A 26,283-nucleotide genomic window follows, 5' to 3' on the forward strand; every position below is an offset into this window, starting at 1 on the left:
TTTAGTGAAGATCCATATTGTTCAAAAAGGCGATACCCTTTGGAATATTGCTAAAAAATATGGCGTTGATTTTGAAGAACTAAAGAAAATGAATGCCCAATTGTCTAATCCGGAAATGATTATGCCTGGTATGAAAATAAAAGTACCTACAACCGGAGGAACAATTAAGAAAGAAGTGGTAATGCCTAAGAAGGAAATGCCAAAGGCTGTACATCCATATAAAGAACAGCCTGTGCCAACAATGCCCGTGCACAAAGAAATCATTAAGGAGGTTCCGAAAAAGGAAACCATCTATACTCCTATTATGCCGCAGCCAGTCATCCCGGAGATTGATATAAACAACTATTATTCGATGCACATGTCGCAAATGCAGGCGCAAATGCAAGCGCCGCCTCCAGTAAAAGAAGAAAAAGTAGAAAGTATCGAATCCCCTGTTGAAATGCCCATGATGCCAGTTCAAGAGGAGTGTTTTGAAGTGTATCCAACCGTACCTTGTATGCCAATAGCTGATTGTGGATGTGGGCCAACACCTTATCCTTATGGGTATCAAGCACCAATGGGACAATTTCCAATGCAACAAGGATTTCCAATGGGATATAACACACCAGTTATGCCGGAGGTCCAAGGATCAGCAATGTCCTATGCACCTGAAAATTATTATTATGGCCAAGGAGCATACCCAACACAAGTTCCTGAATATGGAGGCTGGATGCATGAAGAGGAGGAATCATCTTCGATGCCGATGATGGCGAATCATTCTGTACCACAGCAAGGCGTATTTATTCAATCTCAAGACGCTCAGTTTCAAGGAATGCATTCCATGCCAAATATCCAACAAGGTGCGTACCTACCTGCACCAGATGGCCAATACTCTGGAATGCCATATAACCCGTATGGCCAATTTGGAAATATGCCGCAGCAAGGTGTTAACATGAATTTTCCAGAAAGACCCGATCAACACTATGGAAATCACCATGAATACCATCATCACGATTACCAACAAGGACATGGCTACGGCCATGATCAAGGACATGGCTACGGTCATGATCAAGGACATGGCTACGGTCATGACCAAGGACATGGATATGGTCATCATTACGGACATAATCCGTATGGACAATATGGTCATTATGGATATCATCCGTATAGTCATTTTTACGGTGTCCCACAAGGTTGGTATCCGGGATTCGGAAACCCTTATATGGGGTATGGTCAAGGTTATCCGGGTTACCCAGGTTACCCGGGCGGTTATTTCGGAGGTTATCCAAGACAGGAAGAAGATTGTGATGACTGCTAATAGAAGAAGTTCCGGAGACGAATTCGAACATCGTCTCCTTCTTTATTTAACCTCGTTAACGGGAGAAAAGTTTTTATATGTAAAAAAAATCAAAAATGGTGTTTGGTTTTGCAAAACAGTTAAAAACACCTGGGTGTTAAAAGAGTTTCCAACTAGGGAAAAGGTCGAAAACCAACTATCCTTAATAAATCTTCTATTTACAAATGGCTTTCATCTGACCTATCGATTTCATCCAATCCATGCTAAAAAAGTTTGCTTTTTTGAGAATAAAATATACGGGTTAATTGAATTTATAAAAAAAGGGTCATCATTTTCGTATCAAACAAAAAATAACAGAATTCAAGCAATTGAATTATTATCGAAATTCCATAAGACAACGCAATTATTTGTTAATGAATTTTCGACTAAATTATCGTTGTTTGATCAAATTGAAAAATGGGAAGCAAGATTAAAGGAGTTTAATTCTAATATTCCTCAGTTAAAAAAGTTTATGCCCCCATATTACATTGAGGTCTATGTTGAATGGGCAAAATGGTCTTTACATAAGCTAAAACAAAATAAAAGTTATTTTGACCAACAAGAAAAATGTGTTATTCATGGTGATGTTGCCCATCACAATTTTATTTATAATTTTGATCAACAACTTTTTTTGATTGATTTTGATTTAATTCACGTGGGTAGTCCGGTTATTGATTATTTACAATTCACCAATCGAATCTTACCTTTTATTGAATGGTCAAGTCATGAATTACAGCAGATGGGGATAATTAAGAACTTGCTAAATCGTAAAGCTTTTGTAATTGCCCTTATTTATCCAACAGATGTCCTAAGAGAATGGAATCGATTTATCAAAACAATAAACACGAAAGAGGATAAGATTCAATCATTAACTTATTTAAAGGAAATTACTATTAATCAATTTGAACAAAGGAAATCTTTTGTAAATGAAATGATAAACAGAATATAAGGGACTTTTAGGTGAAATAACCAGTAATAATCGGAATAGAATGAACTCCACCTCACAAAATATGAATGAGCAAAAAAATGCTCTAGGAGTAATGTTAGGGGGAGTACTGTTTTGAGAAAAATACTTTTAGCAGCACCTATCTCACTCTTGATGGTATCGGGTTTGGCGGCATGTGGAAGTAATCAAAATGCCGATAATGATCGATCAACAAACAATTTCCAACAAGTCGGATATCATACAAACGATGTAAACATGGTTGACCACGATGGACCTGTTCGGGAACTAATGGATTACTCGCTTGGAAATGTAGATTATGTGAAAAAAAACAATAATCTTTTGCCATCAGGGTATGTTGATGATTATGATCATCCGATTAAATCACCATTTACAGAATATAATACAAATAATCGGGGAGTGAATAAAAACAGAATTCTCCGAGACATTAATTATCACGGTCATTTAAATCATCATGATGCGAAAGGAAAATCTTCCTACTACACTGCTTATGAGGGTGCGCTTGCTCAAAAGTTATCCGATGTGGCAATAAAAGTACCAAATGTTTCAGATGCACGTGCGCTAATTGATGGAAATACAGTGATAGTAACAACCGTTCTTAAAAATGACAAAGACAGTACTAAAACAAAAGCAAATGTTGAGCGTGCTATACGTCCATTTTTAAATGGAAGACAATATTTAATTACTACAGACGCTGGAACCTATTATCAAGCAAGGGATATAGATAATGATTTAAAAGACGGCGGTCCACGTGACACGATCAAAATGGATTTGAAAAATATGATCAAATTACAAAAAAATCAACAATAATTTTTGATTGATGGAGAATGGAAAATCTGTTCTCCATTTTTTCTTTTCACAAGAATTTGTTAAAGTCCCAATGTTTAATACCAGCCTAGCGAAAACAACAATCTAGTTTTTAATATGGATATTTTTGTGAAATAACGGTCACACTAAGTATACGTACTAAAAAACGTATATAGAGGTGACACAGCTATGAGATTTTTTGTTCGAATCGTCTTCATCGGCATATTCGTATTAGGAGCTTTCTATATTACTTTTTTACAAGATGATAACGAACAAGCAGAAGAATCGAAGACAACTCGTGAACCTGAATCAATTGAAGTATCATCTACACCAAATAAGAAAACAATTATTCTCGAAAGGGTTTATGTAGATGGCGAAGTAAGTGAAGAAATCCTTTATGAAAATGTTCATAGCATTCAGTCGGTGAAAAATAAATATCAAGATTGGCAAATCGTACAAATGGATGAAGAACAAATTGTACTGCAAAAGAAAATCAATGATATTTCTCCTCTTCTTAAGGCGAATGGATATTTTGGTATCAGTGATGATGGAACGATATCCATTTTTAACGGAAAACCGAATAATGCAGATATCATCCAATCGTTTTTCCAAATTGATATAAAAAAGTTGGAAGGAAAGAAACATGAAGAACTGAAAAAAGGTATACCAATCAAGTCGAAAGAAGACTTTGATAAAGTATTAGAAACCCTTAAACCCTATTCCATACAAAAACAGCAAACATTAACCGGTTCATGAGACCGGTTTTTTGTATGAGGATTTACCCAACTTTTCATAGAGTATGGTACAATGGAAGTTATGAATGTTGTTTTATATATAGGGAGAGAACTGATTTGTACGAGTATATTAAAGGGACTATCGAAATGGTGACTCCGGAATATGTTGTCGTTGACAACAATGGCATTGGTTACCAAATATTCACACCGAATCCATTTGTTTTTACAGTTAATCAAAATACTTCGGAGAAAATATTCATCTACCAACATGTCCGCGAAGATGCAATTTCGCTCTTTGGATTTCACACACTTTCGGAAAAAACCTTATTTAAAAAATTACTTAATGTTTCGGGAATCGGACCAAAAGGTGCATTAGCAATTCTTGCATTTGGTGAACCTAGTCAAGTGATTGAAGCAATTGAAAATGAAAATGAAAACTTTTTAACTAAATTTCCCGGCGTCGGAAAAAAGACTGCGAGACAAATGATACTTGATTTAAAAGGGAAGCTACAAGATATTGTTCCCGATTACTTTCCGAATCTATTTAATACTGATAAAGTGGAACTAATTGCCCATACTTCCGCGCAATTTGATGAAGCAATTTTGGCATTAAAGGCTTTAGGTTATTCTGATAAAGAAATAAAGAAAATATCAGCAGATCTACAAAAAGAAAAATTAACTACCGATCAATATATTAAAGCCGCACTTAAAAAGTTAGTAAAATAAAAATTTTTCGCACATGTAACTAGATCTTCGACAAAGGAGGGAGTTAAATGGAGGAGAAGGAGAGGATGGTTTCAGGGGAAGCAACTGAACTCGAGGAAACGTTTGAATTAAGTTTACGTCCGCAAACCTTACAGCAGTATATTGGTCAAGATAAGGTGAAGAATAATTTAGAAATTTTTATTGAAGCTGCAAAACAAAGACATGAAACGTTGGATCATGTATTATTATACGGACCACCTGGACTAGGAAAAACGACGTTAGCAACCGTTATCGCGAATGAAATGGGAGTAAATATTCGAACGACTTCCGGTCCGGCTATTGAGCGACCGGGAGATCTGGCTGCTATTCTCACTGCATTGGAGCCTGGTGATGTATTATTTATCGATGAAATTCATCGTTTACCACGCTCAATTGAAGAAATTCTTTACCCTGCAATGGAGGATTTTTGTTTGGATATTGTAATTGGAAAAGGACCGAGTGCCAGATCCGTTCGTTTGGACTTACCACCTTTTACTCTAGTCGGTGCTACAACGAGGGCAGGTGCCATTTCAGCTCCTTTAAGGGATCGTTTTGGGGTATTATGCCGACTAGAATATTATACTGAACAGCAACTTACAGATATTGTAGTTAGAACGGCGGAAATATTAAATACTAAAATTGAAACGATTGGAGCCAGTGAGGTTGCGAGACGCTCGCGGGGAACTCCAAGGATTGCCAATCGGTTGCTGCGACGTGTCCGAGATTTTGCTCAGGTGCGGGGAAATGGTGTAATTACAATGTCTTTAGCCGATCATGCGCTAGAACTGTTGCAGGTCGATCGTTTAGGACTTGATCATATTGACCATAAATTATTAAAAGGGATAATTGAAAAATTCCGTGGTGGGCCAGTTGGACTTGAAACGATTGCCGCGAGTATCGGTGAAGAACCGGAAACGATTGAAGATGTTTATGAACCATATTTACTTCAAATTGGATTTTTACAACGAACTCCGAGAGGTAGAATTGTTACTAATCTTGTATATCATCATTTTCAAATGGAAGTTCCGACAATATGAAAGATTAAACATTTTTCAATATTCAACAATCTAACAATAATAAATGAAGGTGACATCAGTGAAAGTTGATTTATTTGATTTTAATTTACCAGAATCTTTAATTGCTCAAACACCGTTAAAAAACCGTTCAGATAGTCGTTTAATGGTATTAAATAAGGAAACAGGTGATCTTGAACATACCGTTTTCAAAAATATTACCGACTATTTACAACCAGGTGATTGTTTAGTATTGAATGATACGAAAGTATTACCTGCAAGGCTGTTTGGTATAAAAGAGGATACGGGGGCAAAAATAGAAGTTTTATTATTAAAACAAATCGAAGATGATCGATGGGAAACACTTGTTAAACCGGCAAAACGCATTAAAATCGGTTCAGAAATCGTCTTTGGGGATGGAAAGCTTAAAGCAACCTGTATCGAAGAAAAGGAACATGGCGGAAGAATCCTTCAATTTCAATACGAAGGTATTTTTTATGAAGTACTGGACGCACTTGGTGAAATGCCATTACCACCCTATATTAAGGAACAATTAGATGATCGGGATCGCTACCAAACGGTCTATGCGAAAGAGAGCGGTTCAGCCGCGGCTCCAACTGCTGGGTTACATTTTACAGAAGCTTTGCTTGAAGAAATTAAAAATATGGGTGTCCATATCGCATTTATAACTTTACACGTTGGTCTTGGTACTTTTCGCCCTGTTAGTGTAGAAGATGTTGATAATCATTCCATGCATGCTGAATTTTATCAAGTAAACGAAGAAACAGCTGAGCTTATTAACAGCGTGAAACAGCGGGGAGGAAGAATTATTTCAGTTGGGACTACATCAACGAGAACTTTAGAAACGATTGCCAGTGCAAATGACGGGCAAATTGTATCTACAAGTGGCTGGACAGACATTTTTATTTTCCCAGGCTACGAATTTAAAGGGATTGATGGAATGATCACAAATTTCCATTTACCTAAATCAACGTTAATCATGCTTGTTAGTGCATTAGCAGGGCGAGAACATGTTCTTCATGCATATGAAGAAGCAGTGAATCAAAAATATCGTTTCTTCAGTTTTGGAGATGCGATGTTGATTATTTAGCCCCTTTTCTAGAAGATTGTTGGAAGCAATATTTACGCACAGAGTGGATTGCAGCGGAAAGGAACGGTTCATTCCCAAAACAACAAACTTTACATATGCTTTATAGATTGGAAGGAGAATTATCTTTGACGGCAATTAAATATGAATTAATTAAGACATGTAAACAAACCGGTGCTCGTCTTGGGAAAATCCATACTCCACATGGATCCTATGATACGCCTATGTTTATGCCTGTAGGGACATTAGCAACTGTAAAAACGATGTCCCCTGAGGAATTGAAGGAAATAGGTTCAGGCATTATTTTAAGTAATACGTACCATCTTTGGCTAAGGCCTGGTCATGAGATTGTTAAGGAAGCTGGTGGATTACATAAATTTATGAACTGGGATCAAGCAATTTTAACTGATTCCGGTGGATTTCAAGTATTTAGTTTAAGCCATTTTCGAAAAATTGAAGAGGAAGGTGTATTTTTCCGCAATCACTTAAATGGCGACAAGTTATTTCTTTCGCCAGAAAAATCAATGGAAATTCAAAATGCACTTGGTTCAGATATTATGATGGCTTTTGATGAATGCCCTCCATTTCCTGCTACACATGAGTATATGAAAAAATCAGTAGAAAGAACATCTCGCTGGGCGGAACGTTGTTTATCTGCGCATTCTCGTACAGAGGATCAAGGTTTATTCGGTATTGTTCAAGGTGGAGAATATGAGGATTTAAGAAAACTTAGTGCAAAGGATCTAACTTCACTTGATTTTCCTGGCTACGCTGTTGGGGGGTTATCCGTAGGGGAACCTAAGGATGTAATGAATCGAGTGTTAGAATTCACTACACCATTACTTCCAACAAATAAGCCAAGATACTTAATGGGCGTAGGATCACCTGATTCACTCATTGATGGAGCCATTCGAGGCATTGATATGTTTGATTGCGTTTTGCCGACACGAATTGGTCGCAATGGAACATGTATGACGAGCACAGGGAGATTGGTCGTGAAAAATGCGAAGTATGCAAGAGATTATAGACCGTTGGATGAAAATTGTAATTGTCATACGTGTCAAAATTACTCGCGTGCCTATATACGACATTTAATAAAATGTGACGAAACTTTCGGAATTAGGCTTACAACTTACCATAATCTCCATTTTCTGATACAATTAATGCAACAAGTCAGACAAGCTATTAAAGAAGACAGACTTGGTGATTTCAGGGAAGAATTTTTTGAGCAATATGGATTTAACTGTCCGGATGCGAAAAACTTCTAAAAGGAAGGAGGGGAAATAATGCAAAGTTTAGGTGGATTACTACCCATTTTGTTAATGTTTGTCTTATTTTACTTTTTGCTCATTAGACCAAATCAAAAGAGACAAAAGAATGTTCAAATGATGCAAAACAACTTATCAAAAGGGGATAAAATAGTTACAATCGGTGGTTTACATGGTATAGTTGATGCCATTGATGAAAGACAAATTGTTATCAAATGTGGCGATGGCAGCCGTCTAACATATGATCGTTCTGCTATCAGAGAGGTAGTGGAGTCAGCTGCATCTACTGTTACTACTCAAACTGCTGAGTAATTAAAGAAAAGGAGAAGCACCTATTGGTTTTGCTTCTCCTTTATCTTATTAAAAGTAATTTTATGCTTTTCTCGTATGATCACTCATAATATTAACTCCTAATACGCCACCCATCATAGCCGTTGCAATGTAACAAATATGATAGACCATTTGTTCTCCAGAAAAAATATTACCATATCCTAAAAACTGAAAAAGAAAAATAATTAATGTATAAGTAATACCGGTAAGACTTCCTGAAATCCATCCTTTTTGTTGTCCTTTTCCGCCGCAAACAAAACCCCCTACGAATAATGCAATAAATGAAATTATTGTTACTAGTAATTTAATGGAATTCTCTTGAACATCTGAAAATCGCAAAACGGTAGACAAGATTAGGCTAGATATCGTAATTAAAACAAAAATAGTCAATATTCCGTATAAAATACTAGTTCCTAACTTTTTTGTTTCGATTGTTCATCTCTCCCCTCATAAAATAGTTCTGTCCCTTAGTACAAGCATATTCACAACTTTTTAATTTAGAATATTTTATTTTAAGGATTTCTTTTTACAAAATGTAAGAAGGTATAAAACTTTTTGAGGTTAATATTCTTGAAAAAGTATCTGCTTTGTCTAGCTCCAGCGCCTATCGACTAGAAAACTTCAGGACTTTTCCCTACGATAAGTCAACATCGATTCGCCTTGCATCACCCGCGTTTCCTTTATCTCAGTCAAAGTCCTTCCAGTTTTTACGTCGATGAGCAAGGCGCTTCCGCTTTTCTTATGCTAACAAGCTTTTCCAAAATGTTAATAGGAAATATGGTCATACTAAGGGCGAGTGAATGTGTATAGGAGGATATTGGATATGGATTTTTATCACTATTTTACAATTGGCTGGAAAACCGTTGTTTTATATCTTGTCATATTGGTTATTTTTAGACTAATGGGCAAGCGGGAGATTGGAGAATTAAGTGTATTGGATCTTGTTATTTTCATTATGATCGGTGAACTAGCTGCTGTTGCGATTGAAAATCATAAAGAACCGATTGCACATACAATCGAACCAATGGTTATATTACTTGGAATTCAGGTGATGTTTGCACTTATTTCATTAAAGGTTCCTAAATTTCGTCAAATAATTGATGGCACTCCATCAATTATTATTCGAAAAGGAAAAATTGATGAAAAGGCAATGAAAAAACAGCGTTATAATTTTGATGATTTATTAATGCAATTAAGACAAAAGGATATTAACAATATTACTGATGTGGAGTATGCGATTTTAGAAACATCTGGTGAACTATCCGTTATTAAAAAGGATAATAAAAAGAAACAGCAGAAAACATATACATTACCATTTATTGTTGATGGTGAAATTTCACAAGAAAATTTGGCAAATCGAAATGTTTCAGAAATATGGTTACGGCGTGAGTTAAGAAAAAGGGGATATAAGGATCTTAATCAAATTTCATTTTGCAGTTTCCAAGACGGGGAGTTCTTTATTGATTTAAAAGATGAATAAGTGTTTTCATTAAGAAATTTCTGCAAACTTTGTTTAATGATCAGTATGGAGATGATTTCCGCTCCAGGGTGCTCGCTTTCCGCGGGGCGGGCGGTGAGCCTCCTCTACGCTTCGCGTTTGCGGTGTCTCACCTATCCCGCTGATCCCGCAGGAGTCTCGCACCCTTCCGCTCCAATCAGTTTTCTTAACGGAACTTTAAGTGGAAAAAATTGAGAAAAGATATTCAATAGATCGTTGTATTTAACAAATATGAAACGCAGAGTGGATTGGAGCGAAAGGAACCCGACTCCTGCGGGATGCAGAGGAAAGGTCGAGACCCCACAGGCGGTACGCCGAGGAGGCTCGACTTCCTCCCCGCGGAAAGCAGGTTCCTGTAGCGGAAAGTAACGGCCACCTCACTTACCTCACTCCAAAAACAGCTTTCATAAAGAAGGGGAAAAGTTGAAATTTTTCCCTTCTACAAAAACTTTCTAATAAACGGGATATATGTTAAGTCGGATCTTTTTATAAGTTTTGTAGCAAGCATTAGCACAAGGTAAATGAAAATTGTTAAAAGGATCCCGATAACTAATTTAATAAATATACTATCATGTAATAAATAGTGTTCCTTCCACCAATAAACAATTAATCCTGTTAATACTGTGCCGAAAATAAATTTTACATACTCACGTACATAAATAGTAAATTGTATTTTCTTAATTACAGTGGCGAAATGGAGTAAAGTAACTAATAAAGTACTGGTCATTATTCCTAATGCTGCTCCAGTAATTCCGAAGTCGGGCTTTGATGCAAGTACAAAAATTAGTCCAAGCTTGACAACAGCACCAAGTAAACTATTAATCATTGCTGCCCTTGCAAGGTCTAAAGCCTGTAATGTCGCTTGTAAAGGGCCTTGATAATATTGGAAAATAAAAAATGGAGCCATTAGTTTAACTAAGTTGGTACCATTTGTAGATCCATACATCATTTGCATTAATGGTTCGGCAAAGAGATATAAAATAACAACGGATATTCCCCCTGCAAGAAGTGCAAATCGAAGGGCTTGCTGAAGTCGATGTTCGACTAAATGAAAATTTCGTTGCGATGTTGCTTCACTTATTGCTGGAACAAGTGCGGTTGAAAGTGAATGGGTGACAAAGGATGGAAGCATAAGTAAAGGCATTGCAAAACCTGTCAAGACACCATATTCTTTTGTAGCAAGGGTGGCAGTTAATCCTGCGATAGCAAGAGCATGTGAGACGACAATAGGTTCAAAAAACCATGAAATATTCCCAATAAAACGACTTCCTGTTGTTGGCAATGCAACTCTCATTAGTTCATGAAACGTTTCTTTTCCTGCACTTACCGCTTGAAAAAATTTCTTACGCACTTTGAATTTCTTCCGTAGTTTGAACATCGTAAACATATAGGCAAGTGAAGCAAGTTCACCGATAATGGAAGCAATCATGGCTCCTGCAGCGGCATATTCAATGCCATATGGTAAAAATGCTGTTGTTAGGACCGCAATCAAAATAATTCGTACAGTTTGTTCAAGTACTTGCGATATAGCGTATGGCTTCATATTTTGCATCCCTTGAAAATATCCTCTTAAAACAGCAGAAACCGCTACGATTGGAATTATTGGTGAGATAGCCACTAATGGATAATAGATGCGTGGGTCTGTAAATAATGTTTTCGTTAAATACGGCGCAGATAATATAAGTCCTGGCGTAAAAATTAGTGATAATGAAATCGTAATCGATAAAGAAACTGCAAGAATTTTTTTTGTTTTTTGACGATCCCCGATGGCGGCTGCTTCAGCAATACATTTTGAAATAGCTACAGGAAGTCCCAGTTGTGTTATTGTAATAACTAGCATTAAGGTAGGAAAAGCCATCATATAAAGACCTACACCTTCTCCACCAATAAAGCGTGCGATCACCATGCGATTTATGAATCCTAAGACCCTCGTAAAAAGTCCGGCAATTAATAAGATCATTGTTCCTTTTAAAAACTTTGACATCCATGTTTACCTACCTTCTCAAATACAGGATTTTCATATACAATAAAATGTATATGCAACATAGTGGACAAAGCATGACAAGTTCATTTTTTTGAAGGGGCGAAAGGGGATGCAGGAAGTCGATCAATTGTACGATAAATATTTTATTCTGTTAGAACCAGCATTAAAAAGTAAATTAGATGAGTTGGATTTTATGGGCTACGAACATGTATCAATGGAAGAATTGTGGAAGTATTTAACAAAGAAAAAATGGAAAAAAAGAAAAAGTGAAATTCATATTCACGAGCTCGTTTCCGATATTCTTGCATTAAAAGCAGGGGATTTTATGAATTTCGCTGCAATTGAAGCCTATCGTTCACCAAATTGGTTTGCGGAATTGAATGAAGATGAATTGCAAGAATTATTGAAGCCAAATGATTAATACATTTTCGATTTTCATAAATTTGCGAAATATCCACAAATAAAAAGAAAAATTGACACATTTTTTTTTCTGATTCATAATGTTAATAACTGTTTTTTTATAAGTGTACAAGCTACATATAAGTTGTGGTGCTTTTCTAATTTGCTAGGGAGGATTTACATAATGGTAAAAAGAAGTCGTATCGTCGCCTTTTTCTTAATAGTTTTACTATTTGCGGGATTAATGGGCGGAACAACTAATAAGATTTTGAAAAATATTAATCTCGGTTTGGATTTACAAGGCGGATTTGAGGTTCTTTATAAAGTAGAGCCAGCCAAAAAAGGCCAAAAAATTACTAACGATGTGTTAAAGAACACTGTAGAGGCTTTGGACCGCCGTGTCAATGCCCTAGGGGTAAATGAGCCGATTATTCAAATTGAAGGGAAAGACCAGATTCGTGTTCAACTTGCTGGTGTCAAAGACCAAAAAGAAGCCCGCGACATATTAGCTACAACTGCTAATATATCTTTCCGAGATGTCAATGACAAGAAATTAATGGATGGAACTGATTTAGTAGAAGGGAAAGCGAAACAATCCTATACTGATACAGGGAAACCGAATGTTGTCTTACAAGTGAAAGATCGAAAAACATTTCACGATGTAACGAAGAAAATAGTAGATATGGCCCCAAATAACCAATTGATTATTTGGCTGGATTTCGAAGAAGGCAAAGATTCTTATAAAAAAGAAGTAACGAAGAAAGATCCTAAATTTCTTTCAAATCCAAATGTAAATGAAGTATTTAATACAGATACTGTCACGATCGAAGGGAACTTTACGGTAGAGGAAGCGCAAAACCTTGCATCATTATTAAAAGCAGGTGCCCTTCCTGTGAAACTAGTAGAAACGTATTCGACATCAGTCGGTGCGAAATTTGGTGAACACGCTTTAAATAAAACGGTTGATGCAGGCATTATCGGAGTAGCCATTGTATTCTTATTCATGTTACTTTATTATCGCTTCCCAGGTTTTATTGCCATTGTAACACTTGCAATTTATATTTATTTAACATTGCTTGTATTCCAATTAATTCACGGAGTATTAACTTTGCCGGGAATTGCCGCATTAATCCTCGGGGTCGGGATGGCTGTCGATGCGAATATTATTACCTATGAGCGGGTCAAAGAGGAATTGAAAGTTGGCCGATCGGTAAAGGCCGCCTTTGCAGCGGGTAATAAATCCTCATTTATGACGATTTTTGATGCGAATATTACAACGATTTTAGCTGCTGTTGTCTTATTCGTTTATGGGTCAAGCTCTGTAAAAGGATTCGCAACCCTTTTAATTATTAGTATTTTATTAAGCTTTGTCACAGCTGTTTACGGTTCAAGACTATTATTAGGCTTATGGGTAAATAGTAATATCTTTAAGAAAAAACCAAGCTGGTTTGGTGTAAATAAAAAAGATATTCATGATATAACGGAAAATATGGATGCACACAAGCTTTCAACACGTTTTGACCGCTTTGATTTTGTAAAACACCATAATAAATTTTTTGTGTTTTCAATTGTGTTGACGATTATAGGAATCATCGCATTATCGGTTTTCCGCCTGAATTTAAGTATTGATTATACTAAAGGAACCCGTGTAGAAGTGCTGTCAAAACAATCTTTAACAACATCACAATTACAATCTGATTTGAAAACATTAAAATTAACTCCAGAAGATATTGTTATGTCTGGGAATAAAAATGAGATCGGTGTTATGCGATTTAAAGATACTTTTAATAAAGCAGAAGTAGCGCATATCACTGATTATTTCACAAAAAAATATGGTCCAACAAATGTTAGTACAGTTTCTCCAACAGTTGGGAAGGAACTTGCAAAAAATGCGTTTATTTCACTTATTCTTGCTGCAATCGGAATCATCATTTATGTAGCTATCCGGTTTGAATGGCGGATGGGTGTTGCGGCTATCATTGCGTTATTACATGATGCATTTTTAATGGTAACTTTCTTTAGTATTACTAGACTGGAAGTTGATTTAACATTTATTGCGGCAATCTTGACCATTATTGGTTACTCGATTAATGATACAATCGTTACGTTTGACCGTATTCGGGATCATTCAAGGTTTAAAGGCCGCTTTAAAACAGCTGAAGATATTGCAGAAGTTGTAAATGTTGGTTTACGCCAAACAATGACACGTTCAATTAATACTGTATTAACCGTTGTAATTACGGCTGCCGCATTATTTATATTCGGTAGTGAATCAATTCAAAACTTTTCAATTGCCTTGCTTGTTGGTTTGATTATGGGTTGTTATTCTTCAATTTTCATTGCAGCTCAACTTTGGTACGTATTTAAAAAGCGTGAATTAAAGAAAAAAGGACCAATCAAAACAGTAAAAGAAAAACGCAAATGGTCTGATGAACCTCAAGTATAATCAATAAAAAAAGCTATCTGATGAATCAAAGTCAGATAGCTTTTTTGTTGTACAGTGTACTGTTAAATATATTGCGAAATTCTAATCGCATTGAACATTAGTGACAGCTAGTTTTGTAAATTGTATAATAGGAAAGGTTGAAGGGGTGGAAATATGTTAAAGTCAAAGACCCGTTGGATTGTACAGAAAACAGATGAAAATGCAATAGAACATCTCGTAAAAGAGTTAAACATTACTCCGCTAGTAGCCGCATTATTGGTTAATCGTGGAATGACTGAAATAGAAGAAGCCCGTAACTTTATATTCAGTGAAGGGGAGGATTTTCATGATCCTTTTCTCCTTCATAGTATGGAAAAAGCAGTTAAAAGAATTCGCCAAGCAATTGATGAAGGCGAACAAATTTTGGTATATGGCGATTATGACGCAGATGGTGTGACAAGTACTTCTGTTATGATAACTGTGTTGCGTGATTTAGGTGCGAATGTTGATTTTTATATACCAAACCGATTTACGGAAGGCTACGGTCCAAATGAAGAAGCATTTCGCTGGGCTTCATCGATTGGAATTAAGCTTATTATAACGGTCGATACTGGAATAGCAGCTATACATGAGGCAAACATTGCAGAAGAACTAGGTATAGACTTAATCATTACGGATCATCATGAACCAGGTCCAATCTTGCCAGGTGCCTTGGCAATCGTTCATCCGAATCACCCCGAAAGCATCTATCCATTTAAAGAACTAGCTGGTGTCGGTGTGGCGTTTAAAGTTGCACATGCACTATATGGACGTGTTCCGGAACATTTGGTAGATTTGGCTTCAATAGGAACAATCGCAGATTTAGTTCCTTTGCGGGGAGAAAACCGGTTGATCGTTAAACATGGTCTAAAAAAATTAGCCGTAACTGAGCGGCCGGGATTACAGGCATTATTTGAAATTACCAAAACAAAGCAATCAGATATAAATGAGGAAACAATCGGATTCGTCATCGGTCCACGCTTAAATGCTGCAGGTAGATTGGATAGTGCTGATCCTGCTGTAGAATTACTTTTGAGTAATGAGCAACAAGAAGCATTAAATATTGCAAAAGAAATTGATGAAATGAATAAAGAACGCCAGGCTATCGTCAATGAAATAACGAATGAAGCGATAGAAATGGTTGAAAATGACCCTGATTTAAAAGATAGTCATGTATTAGTAATCGGTAAAGAGGGCTGGAATGCAGGGGTTATCGGAATTGTTGCATCCCGATTAGTTGATAAGTTTTATCGTCCAACTATCGTATTGAGTTATGATCGAACCACGAATTTGGCAAAGGGGTCCGCACGCAGTATTGCAGGATTTGATTTGTTTAGAAATTTATCTACCTGTCGCGATATTTTACCCCACTTTGGTGGGCACACGATGGCAGCTGGAATGACGTTAAATATAGATGATGTTGGTGATTTGCGTTTGCGTTTAAACGAGTTAGCACGTGAAATCCTAACGAAGGAGGACTTTGTACCTTTAACTGCAATTGATGCTGTTATTCCGTTAGAAGATATTCATCTTGAATCGATTCAACAACTACGATTGCTTGAACCATATGGGATGGCAAATCCTAAGCCGAAAGTATTAGTTGAGAATGTGTCAATCCAGCAAATTCGCCAAATTGGTGCAGATCATAAACATTTAAAAGTTATTCTTGAAAAGTCAGGTATCCAATTGGATGGAGTTGGATTTGGGTTAGGCAATTATGTGCAAGATATTTCTCCACTAGCTACCGTTTCCGTAATAGGTGAATTAGCCATCAATGAATGGAATAATAATCGAAAACCGCAAATCTTTTTAAAAGATATACAAATAAACGAGTGGCAACTTTTCGATGTTCGCGGGAATAGACCATTGAAAAAATGGATTAAAGATGTTCCAGATACAAATAGCTTCTTTATTGTTTTTAATGAAGAAACAATAAGCAAAATTCCTAATGACGAAATAAATGGTAAGGTAATTCATTTGACCGATTTAGATGAGGCAGGAATGGATGATATGAGTGGTGGAAACATCGTCTTACTTGATTTCCCACCTAATAAAGAAAAAATAGAAGCATTAATTAAAAAATATAATCCATCCAGAATTTATACCTATTTCTACCAAAGGCAAAACCACTTTTTTAGTACGATTCCGACTCGAGATCATTTTAAATGGTTCTATGCTTTTTTGAGGAAGCGTGGGCCATTTAATGTCCAAAAGTTTGGGAAAGAATTAGCGGCGCATCGTGGTTGGTCGTTAGAAACAATTGATTTTATGTCAAAGGTGTTTTTTGAATTAGATTTTGTTACAATAAAGAATGGGCTTATTTCACTAAATCCCACTACATCGAAAAGGGACTTATTGGAATCTACAACCTATCAAGAAAAGTTAGAAAAAATTAAGTTGGAAAATGAATTGTTATTTTCATCCTATCAAGACCTAAAATCATGGTTCGATGAAAGAATGACGTGTTCTGAGAAGCTTGAGGAGGAAACAAAGCAATGGACTTAAAACAATATGTTACTATTGTTCCGGATTGGCCAAAAGAAGGCATTGTATTTAAAGATATAACCACTTTAATGGATAATGGACAAGCATACAAATACGCGACAGACCAAATAGTGGAATATGCAAAAGAAAGAGAGATAGACCTTGTAGTAGGACCTGAAGCAAGAGGTTTTATTATTGGCTGTCCCGTTGCTTATGCACTTGAGGTTGGATTTGCACCTGTAAGGAAACCTGGAAAACTCCCTCGTGAAACAATCCAAGTGGAGTATGGTTTAGAGTATGGCAAGGATTCTTTAACAATTCATAAGGATGCCATTAAACCTGGTCAACGTGTTTTGATTACTGATGATTTACTTGCCACTGGCGGTACAATTGAAGCGACGATTAAATTAGTTGAGGAGCTCGGAGGGGTTGTTGCGGGTATCGCATTCCTAATTGAACTTTCATATCTTGATGGTAGACAAAAACTTGAAGGTTATGATGTTTTGACATTAATGAAATACTAATTTTTTTAGTTAGGAAGCACTCTTTGTGAGTGCTTTTTATCATATTAATTAGAATAAAAGACAATAATTGTTAGTTAATCGACAATAATTTGTTATTTTCGAGAAAAATCTATCACAACTACTTTACTTTATTCATTTTTTTTTCAATAATAGTAATTATAATCATTTTAAAAATGGACTTATTATTTATTCCATTCATACTAATTTTACACTACTAATTCAAAGGTGATTTTATATATGGCGAAGGATCAAATATTATCCGCCGAACAAGTGATTGAAAGAACAACTGAATATCTAAATGAGGAACATGTTTCATTAGTCCGAAAAGCTTTTGAATTTGCTGAACAAGCACATAAAGAGCAGTTTCGAAAATCGGGTGAGCCGTATATTATTCATCCTGTGCAAGTAGCAGGAATTTTAGCCGATTTAGAAATGGATCCTTCTACTGTTGCTGCGGGTTTTTTGCATGATGTCGTTGAAGATACTGATGTGACATTAGATGAGCTTAGTGAAGTATTTAATGAAGAAGTAGCGATGCTTGTTGATGGTGTGACAAAGCTTGGTAAAATTAAGTATAAATCACATGAAGAACAGCAAGCAGAAAACCATCGGAAAATGTTTGTTGCTATGGCACAAGACATTCGTGTAATCTTGATCAAGCTTGCTGACCGTCTTCATAATATGAGAACCCTAAAACATTTACCTATTGAAAAACAACGCAGAATTGCGAACGAAACACTTGAAATCTTTGCACCTCTTGCACATCGACTTGGGATATCGAAGATCAAATGGGAACTAGAAGATACTGCATTGCGTTATTTAAATCCGCAGCAATATTATCGAATTGTAAATTTGATGAAGAGAAAGCGTGCTGAACGTGAGCAATATTTGGATGACGTCATTGAGGAAGTAAATGAAAGACTTGAAGATGTATCGATTAAAGCCGAGATTTCAGGTCGTCCGAAACATATTTACTCCATTTACCGAAAAATGGTTCTTCAGCATAAACAATTTAATGAAATTTATGATTTATTAGCTGTGCGAATTATTGTAAACAGCATAAAGGATTGTTATGCGGTATTAGGAATAATTCATACGTGTTGGAAGCCGATGCCTGGAAGATTTAAAGATTATATTGCGATGCCTAAGCCAAATATGTATCAATCCCTTCATACTACTGTAATTGGTCCGAAAGGTGATCCTTTAGAAGTACAAATTCGGACCATCGAGATGCATAGAATTTCCGAATACGGGGTTGCTGCCCACTGGGCCTATAAAGAAGGGAAAACGGTCAATAGCCAAACTTCTTTTGAAAAAAAATTATCCTGGTTTAGAGAAATATTGGAATTTCAAAATGAATCGGAAAACGCCGAAGAATTTATGGAATCGTTAAAGATAGATTTGTTTTCTGATATGGTATATGTTTTTACTCCAAAAGGTGATGTTATTGAGTTGGCATCAGGATCCGTTCCAATTGATTTTGCTTATCGGGTCCATTCGGAAATTGGCAATAAAACAATTGGTGCGAAAGTAAACGGGAAAATGGTTACCCTTGATTATAAATTAAAGACTGGCGATATTATTGAAATTTTAACCTCTAAGCATTCTTATGGTCCTAGTCAAGATTGGGTTAAGATGGCTCAAACATCTCAAGCGAAAAATAAAATTCGCCAATTTTTTAAACGTCAGCGAAAAGAAGAAAATATTATTAAAGGCAGAGAACTAGTAGAAAAAGAAATAAAAAATATGGATTTTGAGTTAAAAGAAATCCTTACTAGTGAAAATATTAAACGAGTTGCTGAAAAGTTTAATTTTATGAATGAAGAAGATATGTATGCTGCCGTTGGATATAACGGAATCACTGCGTTACAAATCGCCAACCGTTTAACGGAAAAATTAAGACGAAAACGTGACCAAGAAGAAGCGGTGAATGAAATCGTTTCTGAAATGAAAACACCTACAAAGCCAAAGAAACGGGATACTGGTGTAACGGTTAAAGGGATTGATAATTTACTCATTCGTTTATCCAGATGCTGTAATCCGGTGCCGGGTGATGAAATTGTCGGTTTTATTACAAAAGGACGTGGCGTTAGTGTTCATCGAACAGATTGTCCGAATGTTACTTCCGAGGATTTACAAAATCGATTAATTGCAGTTGAATGGGAAACAGATGCTACTAACAGTAAAGAATACAATGTTGAAATTGAAATATCGGGTTATGACCGTCGCGGTTTATTAAACGAAGTGCTTCAAACCGTTAATGAAACTAAGACAAATATTACAGCTGTTAGTGGACGGTCAGATAGAAATAAAATGGCAACGATTCTAATGTCCATTTCTATACAAAATATTAGCCATCTTCATAAAGTTGTTGACCGAATTAAACAAATTCCTGATATTTATGCTGTGCGACGGATAACGAGTTAAAGGGGATTATGTAGTAATGAGAGTCGTTTTACAAAGAAGTAAACAAGCAAACGTCAAAGTTGACGGTGAAATTGTCGGAGAGATTACAAACGGTTTTGTATTGCTTGTAGGAATTACCCATAATGATACAGAAGCCGATGTTAAATATCTTGCGGATAAAATCGTTAATTTGCGCGTCTTTGAAGATGAGAATGAAAAGATGAACTTTTCATTACTTGATGTAGGCGGGCAAATCCTATCAGTTTCACAGTTCACGTTATATGGTGATTGTAGAAAAGGGAGACGCCCCAATTTTATGGATGCAGCGAAACCTGAAAAGGCAGAAATTTTATACAATCTTTTTAATCATATGCTAAGAGACAAAGGTGTTTTTGTTGCTACAGGGCAATTTGGCGCAATGATGGATGTGTCTCTTATAAATGACGGACCGGTAACTTTAATTGTGGAAAGTTAAAGAGAGAGCAAGTAGTATTATTCCTTATGAAGAAATAATACTATAATGCTCTCTCTTTTATTTAAGCTGTTTATCAAAAGATTGTTAAAATTAAAGAATAATTAATATTGAAACGCAGAGTGTATTGGAGCGGAAGGGTCGAGACTCCTGCGGGATCAGAGGGACAGGTGAGACCCCTCAGACGCGAAGCATCGAGGAGGCTAACCGCCCGCCCCGCGGAAAGCGAGCACCCTGGAGCGGAAATACGCTTCGAACTAAAGTTTGCGAAAACAGCCCTTATCTAAAATATTCTTCTAATCCATTATAAATTCCAGTTGTAATCGATTCCTGGTAATCCTGACTATTGATTGCTATTTCTTGTAAAGGATTACTTAAATATCCTAGCTCTAAAAGTACGGCAGGCTGAGTATTTTCACGAATAACATGGAAGTTTCCAAACCGAGTGCCACGGTCATATATATTCGTTTCATTGGAAATGCCGCGATTAATCTTTTGGGCTAGTATTTTTTGCACCGAATGATAATAATAGCTCGTATGTCCGGTAATACTTTGATCATCAATACTATCGTAATGAAGACTGATAAATGCATCCGCATGATTGATTTTGGAAACACTTACCCTTGAAGGCAGCGATACGTATCGGTCATCATCTCTAGTTAAAAATACATTAGCCCCAGCATTTCTTAGTTTATCAGCTAAAATTTGAGCTGTTCTTAATGTTATATTTTTTTCAAGTGTGTTGGTGATTCCAATCGTGCCTGAATCCCTTCCACCATGTCCCGGATCAATGACGATTGTTTTCCCTTTTAATCCTTTTGAAATCACCTTACTAGATTTGGTCCGATTCATTTTTACGGTAGATGAAACGACCCATGAAGCTACATAAGCAGTATTTCCCTCGTGAAGTTTAATTTTATACCAATCATTTACCTTTTCGATGACAGAAAAAGTTTCCCCACTATTTGCTATTTCAACAATACTAGACTCAATCGAAGGTTGACTACGTAAATTTGTTCCATTGTTTGAAATAGTAATCATTTCCCCGTTACTTGAAACCGAACTTTTGTGAGTCAATTGAATATATTTATTACTTACCCAGCCCGTAGTACCTTTCAGTGAGATTTTAAACCATTCATTATTTGTTTCAAAAATTTGGACATGCTCACCCTTCTGGAGCTTTTGAATAATAGTACCTGATAGTTCAGGAGAGGTACGCACGTTTAAATCGTTAACAGTTACGATTCCTGCTGTGTTTTTTAATTGACTATTAACGGATACTAGCCAACTAGCCACCCACCCTTTTTTTTCATTAGACAGCTGCACCTCACACCAATCATTCTTCGTTTGTAACAGTGTAAAGCGATCTCCTGCTTTTCCTTTTTGTAATACCGGATAAGAAAGGCCGGGACCACTCCGTATGTTTAAAATATCGGCATTTACTGTTATTTGTTGTGAATCGGCGTATGCCTTCGGTTTGGAAGTTATAATTGCCCCTAGTAGAAAAAAAACGATTAACACGAAAAAGCATTTCTTCAATTGTTTTATACACCACCTTTTGAAACTCTTTGTAGGTAAACTTATGTCCTTTTCTTATTTCTCGAAAATATTAAAAACTCCTTTTTTTAAGAAAGAAAAAATGGTTGTTTGGATACACTAAAAATAAGACAACATTAGATAGTTCTAGTTAATTTTTGAGATGTTTCTCATTTATTCGACGTATTGAATATAAGCTTAATAAAGCTGATTTATGGAGTTTTCACTCGAAATGTGGAGAAAAAAACAGCTGATTTTATCGATAAAAAAGTTAGGAGAATGAAAATGCGTGCTAATGAAAAAAACCGATTAGTTTCAGACGGAAGTAATCAAATATTTGGAACTAATTTACATGAGTTTATTCAAAAAGAAAACCAAGTTTCATCCATGGAACTTGCGTCCGAATTCGGACTTTCATTAGGAGATGTTAAATTATTGAAAAAGAAATTAGAGCGATCATGAAATTTTTTGCAAAGCTTATCTTGACAATGCGGAAGGAGCCTCGTATTATTATATAAATAAATTAAATTTACAAAATAACCAATGATAAAGCATAGTAATTAAGAAACACATGAAAAGAGAAGAAATGTCTTAGGCTGAAAGCATTTCTACATGATGCCTTAATGAACGAACACTTTGTAGGTTTTATCCTGAAAGGATTTGTCTTAATAGGGATGAACGTAGAACAGGCGTTAACTGTTTCGAGTGGAAGCATTTTATTTTGCTTCAATTAGGGTGGCACCACGGGAAACAACTCTCGTCCCTTGTATTAATACAAGGGATTGAGGGTTGTTTTTTATTTTAGGCTCTTTTCGCAAATCTTTGCTATTGATCAGTATGAAGGTGATTTCCGCTCCAGGGTGCTCGCTTTCCGCGGGGCGGGCGGTGAGCCTCCTCGACGCTTCACGTCTGCGGGGTCTCACCTGTCCCGCTGATCCCGCAGGAGGCTCGACTTCCTCCCCGCGAAAAAGCAGGTTTCTGTAGCGGAAAGTAACGGTCTATGTTCCCAAAAATAACAAGGAGGAATGTACTTTTTTCCTCACAATCTTTACGCAAAGAGCCTTACATATAAAAAGGAGGAGCCAATTATGTCAATTCAAATTCCTCGCGGTACCCAGGATATTCTGCCTGGAGAAGTTGAGAAATGGCAGTTTGTAGAAGATACGGCGAAAGAAATTTGCAGAACTTATCAATATAAGGAAATCCGTACACCGATTTTTGAACATACAGAGCTCTTTCAAAAAGGTGTCGGAGATACGACGGACATTGTTCAAAAAGAAATGTATACATTTGAAGATCGTGGTGGGAGAAGTTTAACATTACGACCCGAAGGTACAGCTTCTGTTGTCCGCTCATTTACCCAACATAAAATGTTTGGCCAACCGAATCAACCAGTGAAACTATTTTATAATGGTCCAATGTTTCGATATGAAAGACCGCAGGCAGGTAGATTCCGTCAGTTTGTTCAATTTGGAGTGGAAGCACTAGGTAGTGAAGATCCAGCATTGGACGCAGAAGTGATCTCATTAGCGATGGCCCTTTACAAAAAATTAGGATTAAAGTCGTTGAAACTTGTAATTAATAGTTTGGGTGACAAAGAAAGCAGAATATCTCACCGGACAGCCTTAATTAACCATTTTCAACCTAGAATTGAAGAGTTTTGTTCTGATTGTCAAAATCGACTCGAGAAAAATCCGCTTCGTATTTTAGATTGTAAAAAAGACAGAGAACATGAGCTGATGAAATCGGCTCCTTCCATTTTAGATTATTTAAATAGTGAATCAAAAGCTTATTTCGATAAAGTTTTATTGTATTTAAAAGAATTAGGAATCGAATATGAAATCGATCCAACGCTTGTAAGAGGGTTAGATTATTATAATCACACCGCATTCGAAATTATGAGCAATGCAGAAGGCTTTGGTGCAATTACAACACTTTGTGGTGGTGGTCGCTACAATGGATTAGTTCAAGAAATGGGTGGGCCCGAAACACCTGGAATCGGTTTTGGTTTAAGTATTGAACGCTTACTTGCTGCGTTAGAAGCAGAAAATATTGAACTACCATATGAAAATCCAGTTGATTGTTTTATCGTTGCATTAGGTGAAGAAGCGAAGCATAAAGCAGTCGTATTATTACAACAACTTAGACAGCGCAGTTTTTCAGCGGATATGGATTATCTTGATCGAAAAATGAAAGCACAGTTTAAAGCAGCTGACCGTGTTCACGCAAAATATGTTGCCATTTTAGGGGAAGATGAGCTTCAAAAGGGCATTATTAATTTAAAAAATATGGAAACTGGTGAGCAACAGGAATTGGCTATATCTGATTTTGTACAACAATTTATACAGCTATGTAAATAGGGGGCTAAAAAATGTTTGGACGAACGTATTATTGTGGAGAAGTAACAGAGCAGCATATTGGTGAAAGTATTACATTAAAAGGTTGGGTACAAAAACGAAGAGACCTTGGTGGATTAATATTTATTGATTTACGTGATCGAACAGGAATTGTCCAAATTGTCTTTAACCCTGATATTTCCGCGGAAGCTCTTGCTGTAGCAGAAAAAATCCGCTCTGAATATGTATTGGATGTTAAAGGTTCTGTCGTAGCTAGAGATGCTGCAACAGTGAATGAGAACTTAAAAACCGGGAAAATTGAAATTAAAGTCGATCAAGTGACAATTATAAATGAAGCAAAAACACCACCATTTATGATTGAAAATAAAACGGAGGTTGCTGAAGATGTTCGTTTAAAATACCGTTATCTTGATTTACGTAGACCTGTTATGTATGAAACATTTAAAATGCGCCATGATGTGACAAAAACCATCCGTCATTTTTTAGATGAAGAAGGATTCTTGGATGTTGAAACACCAATATTAACAAAAAGCACTCCTGAAGGAGCACGTGATTATTTAGTGCCAAGCCGAGTACATCCGGGTGAATTTTACGCATTGCCACAGTCACCGCAAATTTTTAAACAGTTATTAATGGTTTCCGGCTTTGATAAATACTATCAAATTGCACGTTGTTTCCGTGATGAGGATTTACGTGCAGACCGTCAGCCGGAATTTACACAAATTGATATTGAAACAAGTTTTTATAGTCAAGAAGACATCATGGATATGACGGAAAAAATGATGGCCCGATTAATGAAAGATGTAAAAGGAATGGACATTACTACTCCGTTACCAAGACTAACATATGATGAAGCGATGAATCGATATGGATCAGATAAACCCGATACACGATTTGAAATGGAACTTGTAGACTTGTCTGAAATTGTTAAAGAATCAGGATTTAAAGTATTTACAGCTGCTGTTACGAACGGCGGTCAAGTGAAGGCAATCAATGTAAAAGGCGGAGCGGCAAAGTATTCCCGAAAAGATATTGATGGTCTAACCGAATTTGTATCACGTTATGGTGCCAAAGGATTAGCATGGCTTAAGGTGGAAGAGGATGGATTGAAAGGTCCGATTGCAAAATTCTTTTCTGAAGAGGAGCAACAACAGTTCAAATCAATATTAGAAACATCTACAGGTGACTTATTATTATTTGTAGCAGATAAAACTTCTGTCGTTGCAGATGCATTAGGTGCCTTAAGATTAAAACTTGGAAAAGAATTAGGGTTAATTGATGAATCCAAATTTAATTTCTTATGGGTAACAGACTGGCCATTGCTTGAGTATGACGAAGAAGAAGGACGCTACTATGCAGCTCATCACCCATTCACGATGCCATTTAGAAAAGATATTGAAAAACTTGAAAGTGATCCGAAAAATGTGAAGGCCCAAGCTTATGACTTAGTTCTAAATGGCTATGAGTTAGGTGGTGGATCCTTACGTATTTTTGAAAGAGATATTCAAGAAAAAATGTTTAAGGTTCTTGGATTTACAGAGGAGCAAGCAAGGGAGCAATTTGGCTTTCTTATGGACGCATTTGAATACGGAACACCTCCACATGGTGGAATCGCTTTAGGATTGGATCGAATCGTCATGCTTTTATCTGGACGTACGAATTTACGTGATACAATTGCTTTTCCAAAAACAGCAAGTGCAAGTTGCTTGTTGACTGAAGCACCAGGTGCTGTAAGCGATCTGCAATTACAAGACTTACATCTTGCTCTAAATCTTAAAGAAAATAAATAATGAGAATTTTGTCAAATATCGTATGATTTTTCCAACTATAGTAATATTGAAAAAGGATATTTCCTATGATACTATTTAAATAACAA

22 protein-coding genes and 1 other annotated feature are annotated in these 26,283 nt (G+C 36.4%); of the genes, 19 read left to right on the forward strand and 3 right to left on the reverse strand.

Going from position 1 to position 26,283, the window contains the following annotated elements:
* The first annotated feature begins 4 nt into the window (after positions 1-4).
* From safA to yajC, 9 genes are all read left to right on the forward strand, one after another.
* Complete coding sequence (safA, locus tag I5776_RS21575; protein ID WP_281397295.1) at positions 5-1,297, forward strand: SafA/ExsA family spore coat assembly protein; 1,293 nt, start codon at positions 5-7, stop codon at positions 1,295-1,297.
* A complete protein-coding gene (locus tag I5776_RS07530; protein ID WP_202779920.1) occupies positions 1,287-2,264 on the forward strand; it encodes a phosphotransferase in 978 nt (325 codons plus the stop codon). The genes safA and I5776_RS07530 overlap by 11 nt, the downstream gene beginning before the upstream one ends.
* A 111-nt stretch (positions 2,265-2,375) precedes the next feature.
* Positions 2,376-3,089 carry a YhcN/YlaJ family sporulation lipoprotein gene (locus tag I5776_RS07535; RefSeq protein WP_202779921.1) on the forward strand — a complete coding sequence of 238 codons (714 nt, stop codon included), beginning with the start codon at positions 2,376-2,378 and terminating at the stop codon, positions 3,087-3,089.
* Between the two features lie 186 nt (positions 3,090-3,275).
* Positions 3,276-3,842 carry a BofC C-terminal domain-containing protein gene (locus I5776_RS07540; protein WP_202779929.1) on the forward strand — a complete coding sequence of 189 codons (567 nt, stop codon included), beginning with the start codon at positions 3,276-3,278 and terminating at the stop codon, positions 3,840-3,842.
* A 95-nt stretch (positions 3,843-3,937) separates the two neighbouring features.
* Positions 3,938-4,546, forward strand: coding sequence for a Holliday junction branch migration protein RuvA (gene ruvA, locus I5776_RS07545; RefSeq protein WP_202779931.1), 609 nt, complete (start codon positions 3,938-3,940; stop codon positions 4,544-4,546).
* 47 nt (positions 4,547-4,593) lie between these two features.
* On the forward strand, positions 4,594-5,601 hold the full coding sequence (ruvB, locus tag I5776_RS07550; protein WP_202779934.1) for a Holliday junction branch migration DNA helicase RuvB: 1,008 nt from the start codon (positions 4,594-4,596) through the stop codon (positions 5,599-5,601).
* 58 nt (positions 5,602-5,659) lie between these two features.
* Positions 5,660-6,688, forward strand: a complete 1,029-nt coding sequence (queA, locus tag I5776_RS07555) for a tRNA preQ1(34) S-adenosylmethionine ribosyltransferase-isomerase QueA (RefSeq protein ID WP_202780728.1) — start codon at positions 5,660-5,662, stop codon at positions 6,686-6,688.
* Positions 6,689-6,813: 125 nt separating this feature from the next.
* On the forward strand, positions 6,814-7,953 hold the full coding sequence (gene tgt, locus I5776_RS07560) for a tRNA guanosine(34) transglycosylase Tgt (RefSeq protein WP_213085695.1): 1,140 nt from the start codon (positions 6,814-6,816) through the stop codon (positions 7,951-7,953).
* Positions 7,954-7,971: 18 nt separating this feature from the next.
* Positions 7,972-8,265, forward strand: coding sequence for a preprotein translocase subunit YajC (yajC, locus tag I5776_RS07565; RefSeq protein WP_202779945.1), 294 nt, complete (start codon positions 7,972-7,974; stop codon positions 8,263-8,265).
* Between the two features lie 60 nt (positions 8,266-8,325).
* On the opposite strand, the gene I5776_RS07570 is transcribed toward yajC, so the two are convergent.
* Complete coding sequence (locus I5776_RS07570) at positions 8,326-8,673, reverse strand: TIGR04086 family membrane protein (RefSeq protein WP_246483948.1); 348 nt, start codon at positions 8,671-8,673, stop codon at positions 8,326-8,328.
* A gap of 433 nt (positions 8,674-9,106) precedes the next feature.
* Between I5776_RS07570 and I5776_RS07575 the strand changes: the two genes are divergently transcribed.
* On the forward strand, positions 9,107-9,763 hold the full coding sequence (locus I5776_RS07575) for a DUF421 domain-containing protein (protein WP_202779947.1): 657 nt from the start codon (positions 9,107-9,109) through the stop codon (positions 9,761-9,763).
* A 457-nt stretch (positions 9,764-10,220) separates the two neighbouring features.
* Here I5776_RS07575 and spoVB read toward each other — a convergent pair whose 3' ends face one another.
* Positions 10,221-11,765, reverse strand: a complete 1,545-nt coding sequence (gene spoVB, locus I5776_RS07580; RefSeq protein WP_202779949.1) for a stage V sporulation protein B — start codon at positions 11,763-11,765, stop codon at positions 10,221-10,223.
* A 109-nt stretch (positions 11,766-11,874) separates the two neighbouring features.
* Between spoVB and I5776_RS07585 the strand changes: the two genes are divergently transcribed.
* The 6 genes from I5776_RS07585 to dtd all read left to right on the forward strand — a co-directional run bounded on the left by I5776_RS07585 (position 11,875) and on the right by dtd (position 20,517).
* Positions 11,875-12,186 carry a post-transcriptional regulator gene (locus tag I5776_RS07585; protein ID WP_202779951.1) on the forward strand — a complete coding sequence of 104 codons (312 nt, stop codon included), beginning with the start codon at positions 11,875-11,877 and terminating at the stop codon, positions 12,184-12,186.
* Between the two features lie 162 nt (positions 12,187-12,348).
* Complete coding sequence (secDF, locus tag I5776_RS07590; protein WP_202779953.1) at positions 12,349-14,610, forward strand: protein translocase subunit SecDF; 2,262 nt, start codon at positions 12,349-12,351, stop codon at positions 14,608-14,610.
* A 153-nt stretch (positions 14,611-14,763) separates the two neighbouring features.
* Positions 14,764-17,133, forward strand: a complete 2,370-nt coding sequence (gene recJ / locus I5776_RS07595) for a single-stranded-DNA-specific exonuclease RecJ (RefSeq protein WP_202779955.1) — start codon at positions 14,764-14,766, stop codon at positions 17,131-17,133.
* Complete coding sequence (locus tag I5776_RS07600) at positions 17,124-17,636, forward strand: adenine phosphoribosyltransferase (protein ID WP_202779957.1); 513 nt, start codon at positions 17,124-17,126, stop codon at positions 17,634-17,636. Before recJ ends, I5776_RS07600 begins: the two co-directional genes overlap by 10 nt.
* Before the next feature lie 237 nt (positions 17,637-17,873).
* Positions 17,874-20,063 carry a RelA/SpoT family protein gene (locus I5776_RS07605; protein ID WP_202779958.1) on the forward strand — a complete coding sequence of 730 codons (2,190 nt, stop codon included), beginning with the start codon at positions 17,874-17,876 and terminating at the stop codon, positions 20,061-20,063.
* Positions 20,064-20,079: 16 nt separating this feature from the next.
* A complete protein-coding gene (gene dtd, locus I5776_RS07610) occupies positions 20,080-20,517 on the forward strand; it encodes a D-aminoacyl-tRNA deacylase (RefSeq protein WP_202779960.1) in 438 nt (145 codons plus the stop codon).
* Between the two features lie 276 nt (positions 20,518-20,793).
* Here dtd and I5776_RS07615 read toward each other — a convergent pair whose 3' ends face one another.
* On the reverse strand, positions 20,794-22,053 hold the full coding sequence (locus I5776_RS07615; protein WP_202779962.1) for an N-acetylmuramoyl-L-alanine amidase family protein: 1,260 nt from the start codon (positions 22,051-22,053) through the stop codon (positions 20,794-20,796).
* A 183-nt stretch (positions 22,054-22,236) separates the two neighbouring features.
* Between I5776_RS07615 and I5776_RS07620 the strand changes: the two genes are divergently transcribed.
* From I5776_RS07620 to aspS, 3 genes are all read left to right on the forward strand, one after another.
* The gene (locus I5776_RS07620; RefSeq protein ID WP_202780899.1) at positions 22,237-22,512 is read left to right on the forward strand and encodes a hypothetical protein; all 276 of its coding nucleotides are present in this window, start codon (positions 22,237-22,239) and stop codon (positions 22,510-22,512) included.
* Positions 22,513-22,584: 72 nt separating this feature from the next.
* Positions 22,585-22,818 (forward strand) — a binding site (T-box leader).
* Between the two features lie 320 nt (positions 22,819-23,138).
* Positions 23,139-24,410, forward strand: a complete 1,272-nt coding sequence (gene hisS / locus I5776_RS07625; RefSeq protein WP_202779964.1) for a histidine--tRNA ligase — start codon at positions 23,139-23,141, stop codon at positions 24,408-24,410.
* An 11-nt stretch (positions 24,411-24,421) separates the two neighbouring features.
* Positions 24,422-26,197: an aspartate--tRNA ligase gene (aspS, locus tag I5776_RS07630; RefSeq protein WP_202779966.1), complete on the forward strand. Its 1,776-nt coding sequence runs from the start codon at positions 24,422-24,424 to the stop codon at positions 26,195-26,197.
* Positions 26,198-26,283 lie beyond the last annotated feature (86 nt).

This window comes from Heyndrickxia vini (assembly GCF_016772275.1).
Lineage (GTDB): Bacteria > Bacillota > Bacilli > Bacillales > Bacillaceae_C > Heyndrickxia > Heyndrickxia vini.

Bases quoted from the DNA above. Each gene is read 5' to 3' on its own strand.
- I5776_RS07530 (WP_202779920.1), top strand. From the start codon at position 1,287: ATGACTGCTAATAGAAGAAGTTCCGGAGACGAATTCGAACATCGTCTC.
- I5776_RS07540 (WP_202779929.1), top strand. From the start codon at position 3,276: ATGAGATTTTTTGTTCGAATCGTCTTCATCGGCATATTCGTATTAGGA.
- ruvB (WP_202779934.1), top strand. From the start codon at position 4,594: ATGGAGGAGAAGGAGAGGATGGTTTCAGGGGAAGCAACTGAACTCGAG.
- yajC (WP_202779945.1), top strand. From the start codon at position 7,972: ATGCAAAGTTTAGGTGGATTACTACCCATTTTGTTAATGTTTGTCTTA.
- I5776_RS07575 (WP_202779947.1), top strand. From the start codon at position 9,107: ATGGATTTTTATCACTATTTTACAATTGGCTGGAAAACCGTTGTTTTA.
- spoVB (WP_202779949.1), bottom strand. From the start codon at position 11,765: ATGTCAAAGTTTTTAAAAGGAACAATGATCTTATTAATTGCCGGACTT.
- I5776_RS07585 (WP_202779951.1), top strand. From the start codon at position 11,875: ATGCAGGAAGTCGATCAATTGTACGATAAATATTTTATTCTGTTAGAA.
- secDF (WP_202779953.1), top strand. From the start codon at position 12,349: ATGGTAAAAAGAAGTCGTATCGTCGCCTTTTTCTTAATAGTTTTACTA.
- recJ (WP_202779955.1), top strand. From the start codon at position 14,764: ATGTTAAAGTCAAAGACCCGTTGGATTGTACAGAAAACAGATGAAAAT.
- I5776_RS07600 (WP_202779957.1), top strand. From the start codon at position 17,124: ATGGACTTAAAACAATATGTTACTATTGTTCCGGATTGGCCAAAAGAA.
- I5776_RS07605 (WP_202779958.1), top strand. From the start codon at position 17,874: ATGGCGAAGGATCAAATATTATCCGCCGAACAAGTGATTGAAAGAACA.
- dtd (WP_202779960.1), top strand. From the start codon at position 20,080: ATGAGAGTCGTTTTACAAAGAAGTAAACAAGCAAACGTCAAAGTTGAC.
- hisS (WP_202779964.1), top strand. From the start codon at position 23,139: ATGTCAATTCAAATTCCTCGCGGTACCCAGGATATTCTGCCTGGAGAA.
- aspS (WP_202779966.1), top strand. From the start codon at position 24,422: ATGTTTGGACGAACGTATTATTGTGGAGAAGTAACAGAGCAGCATATT.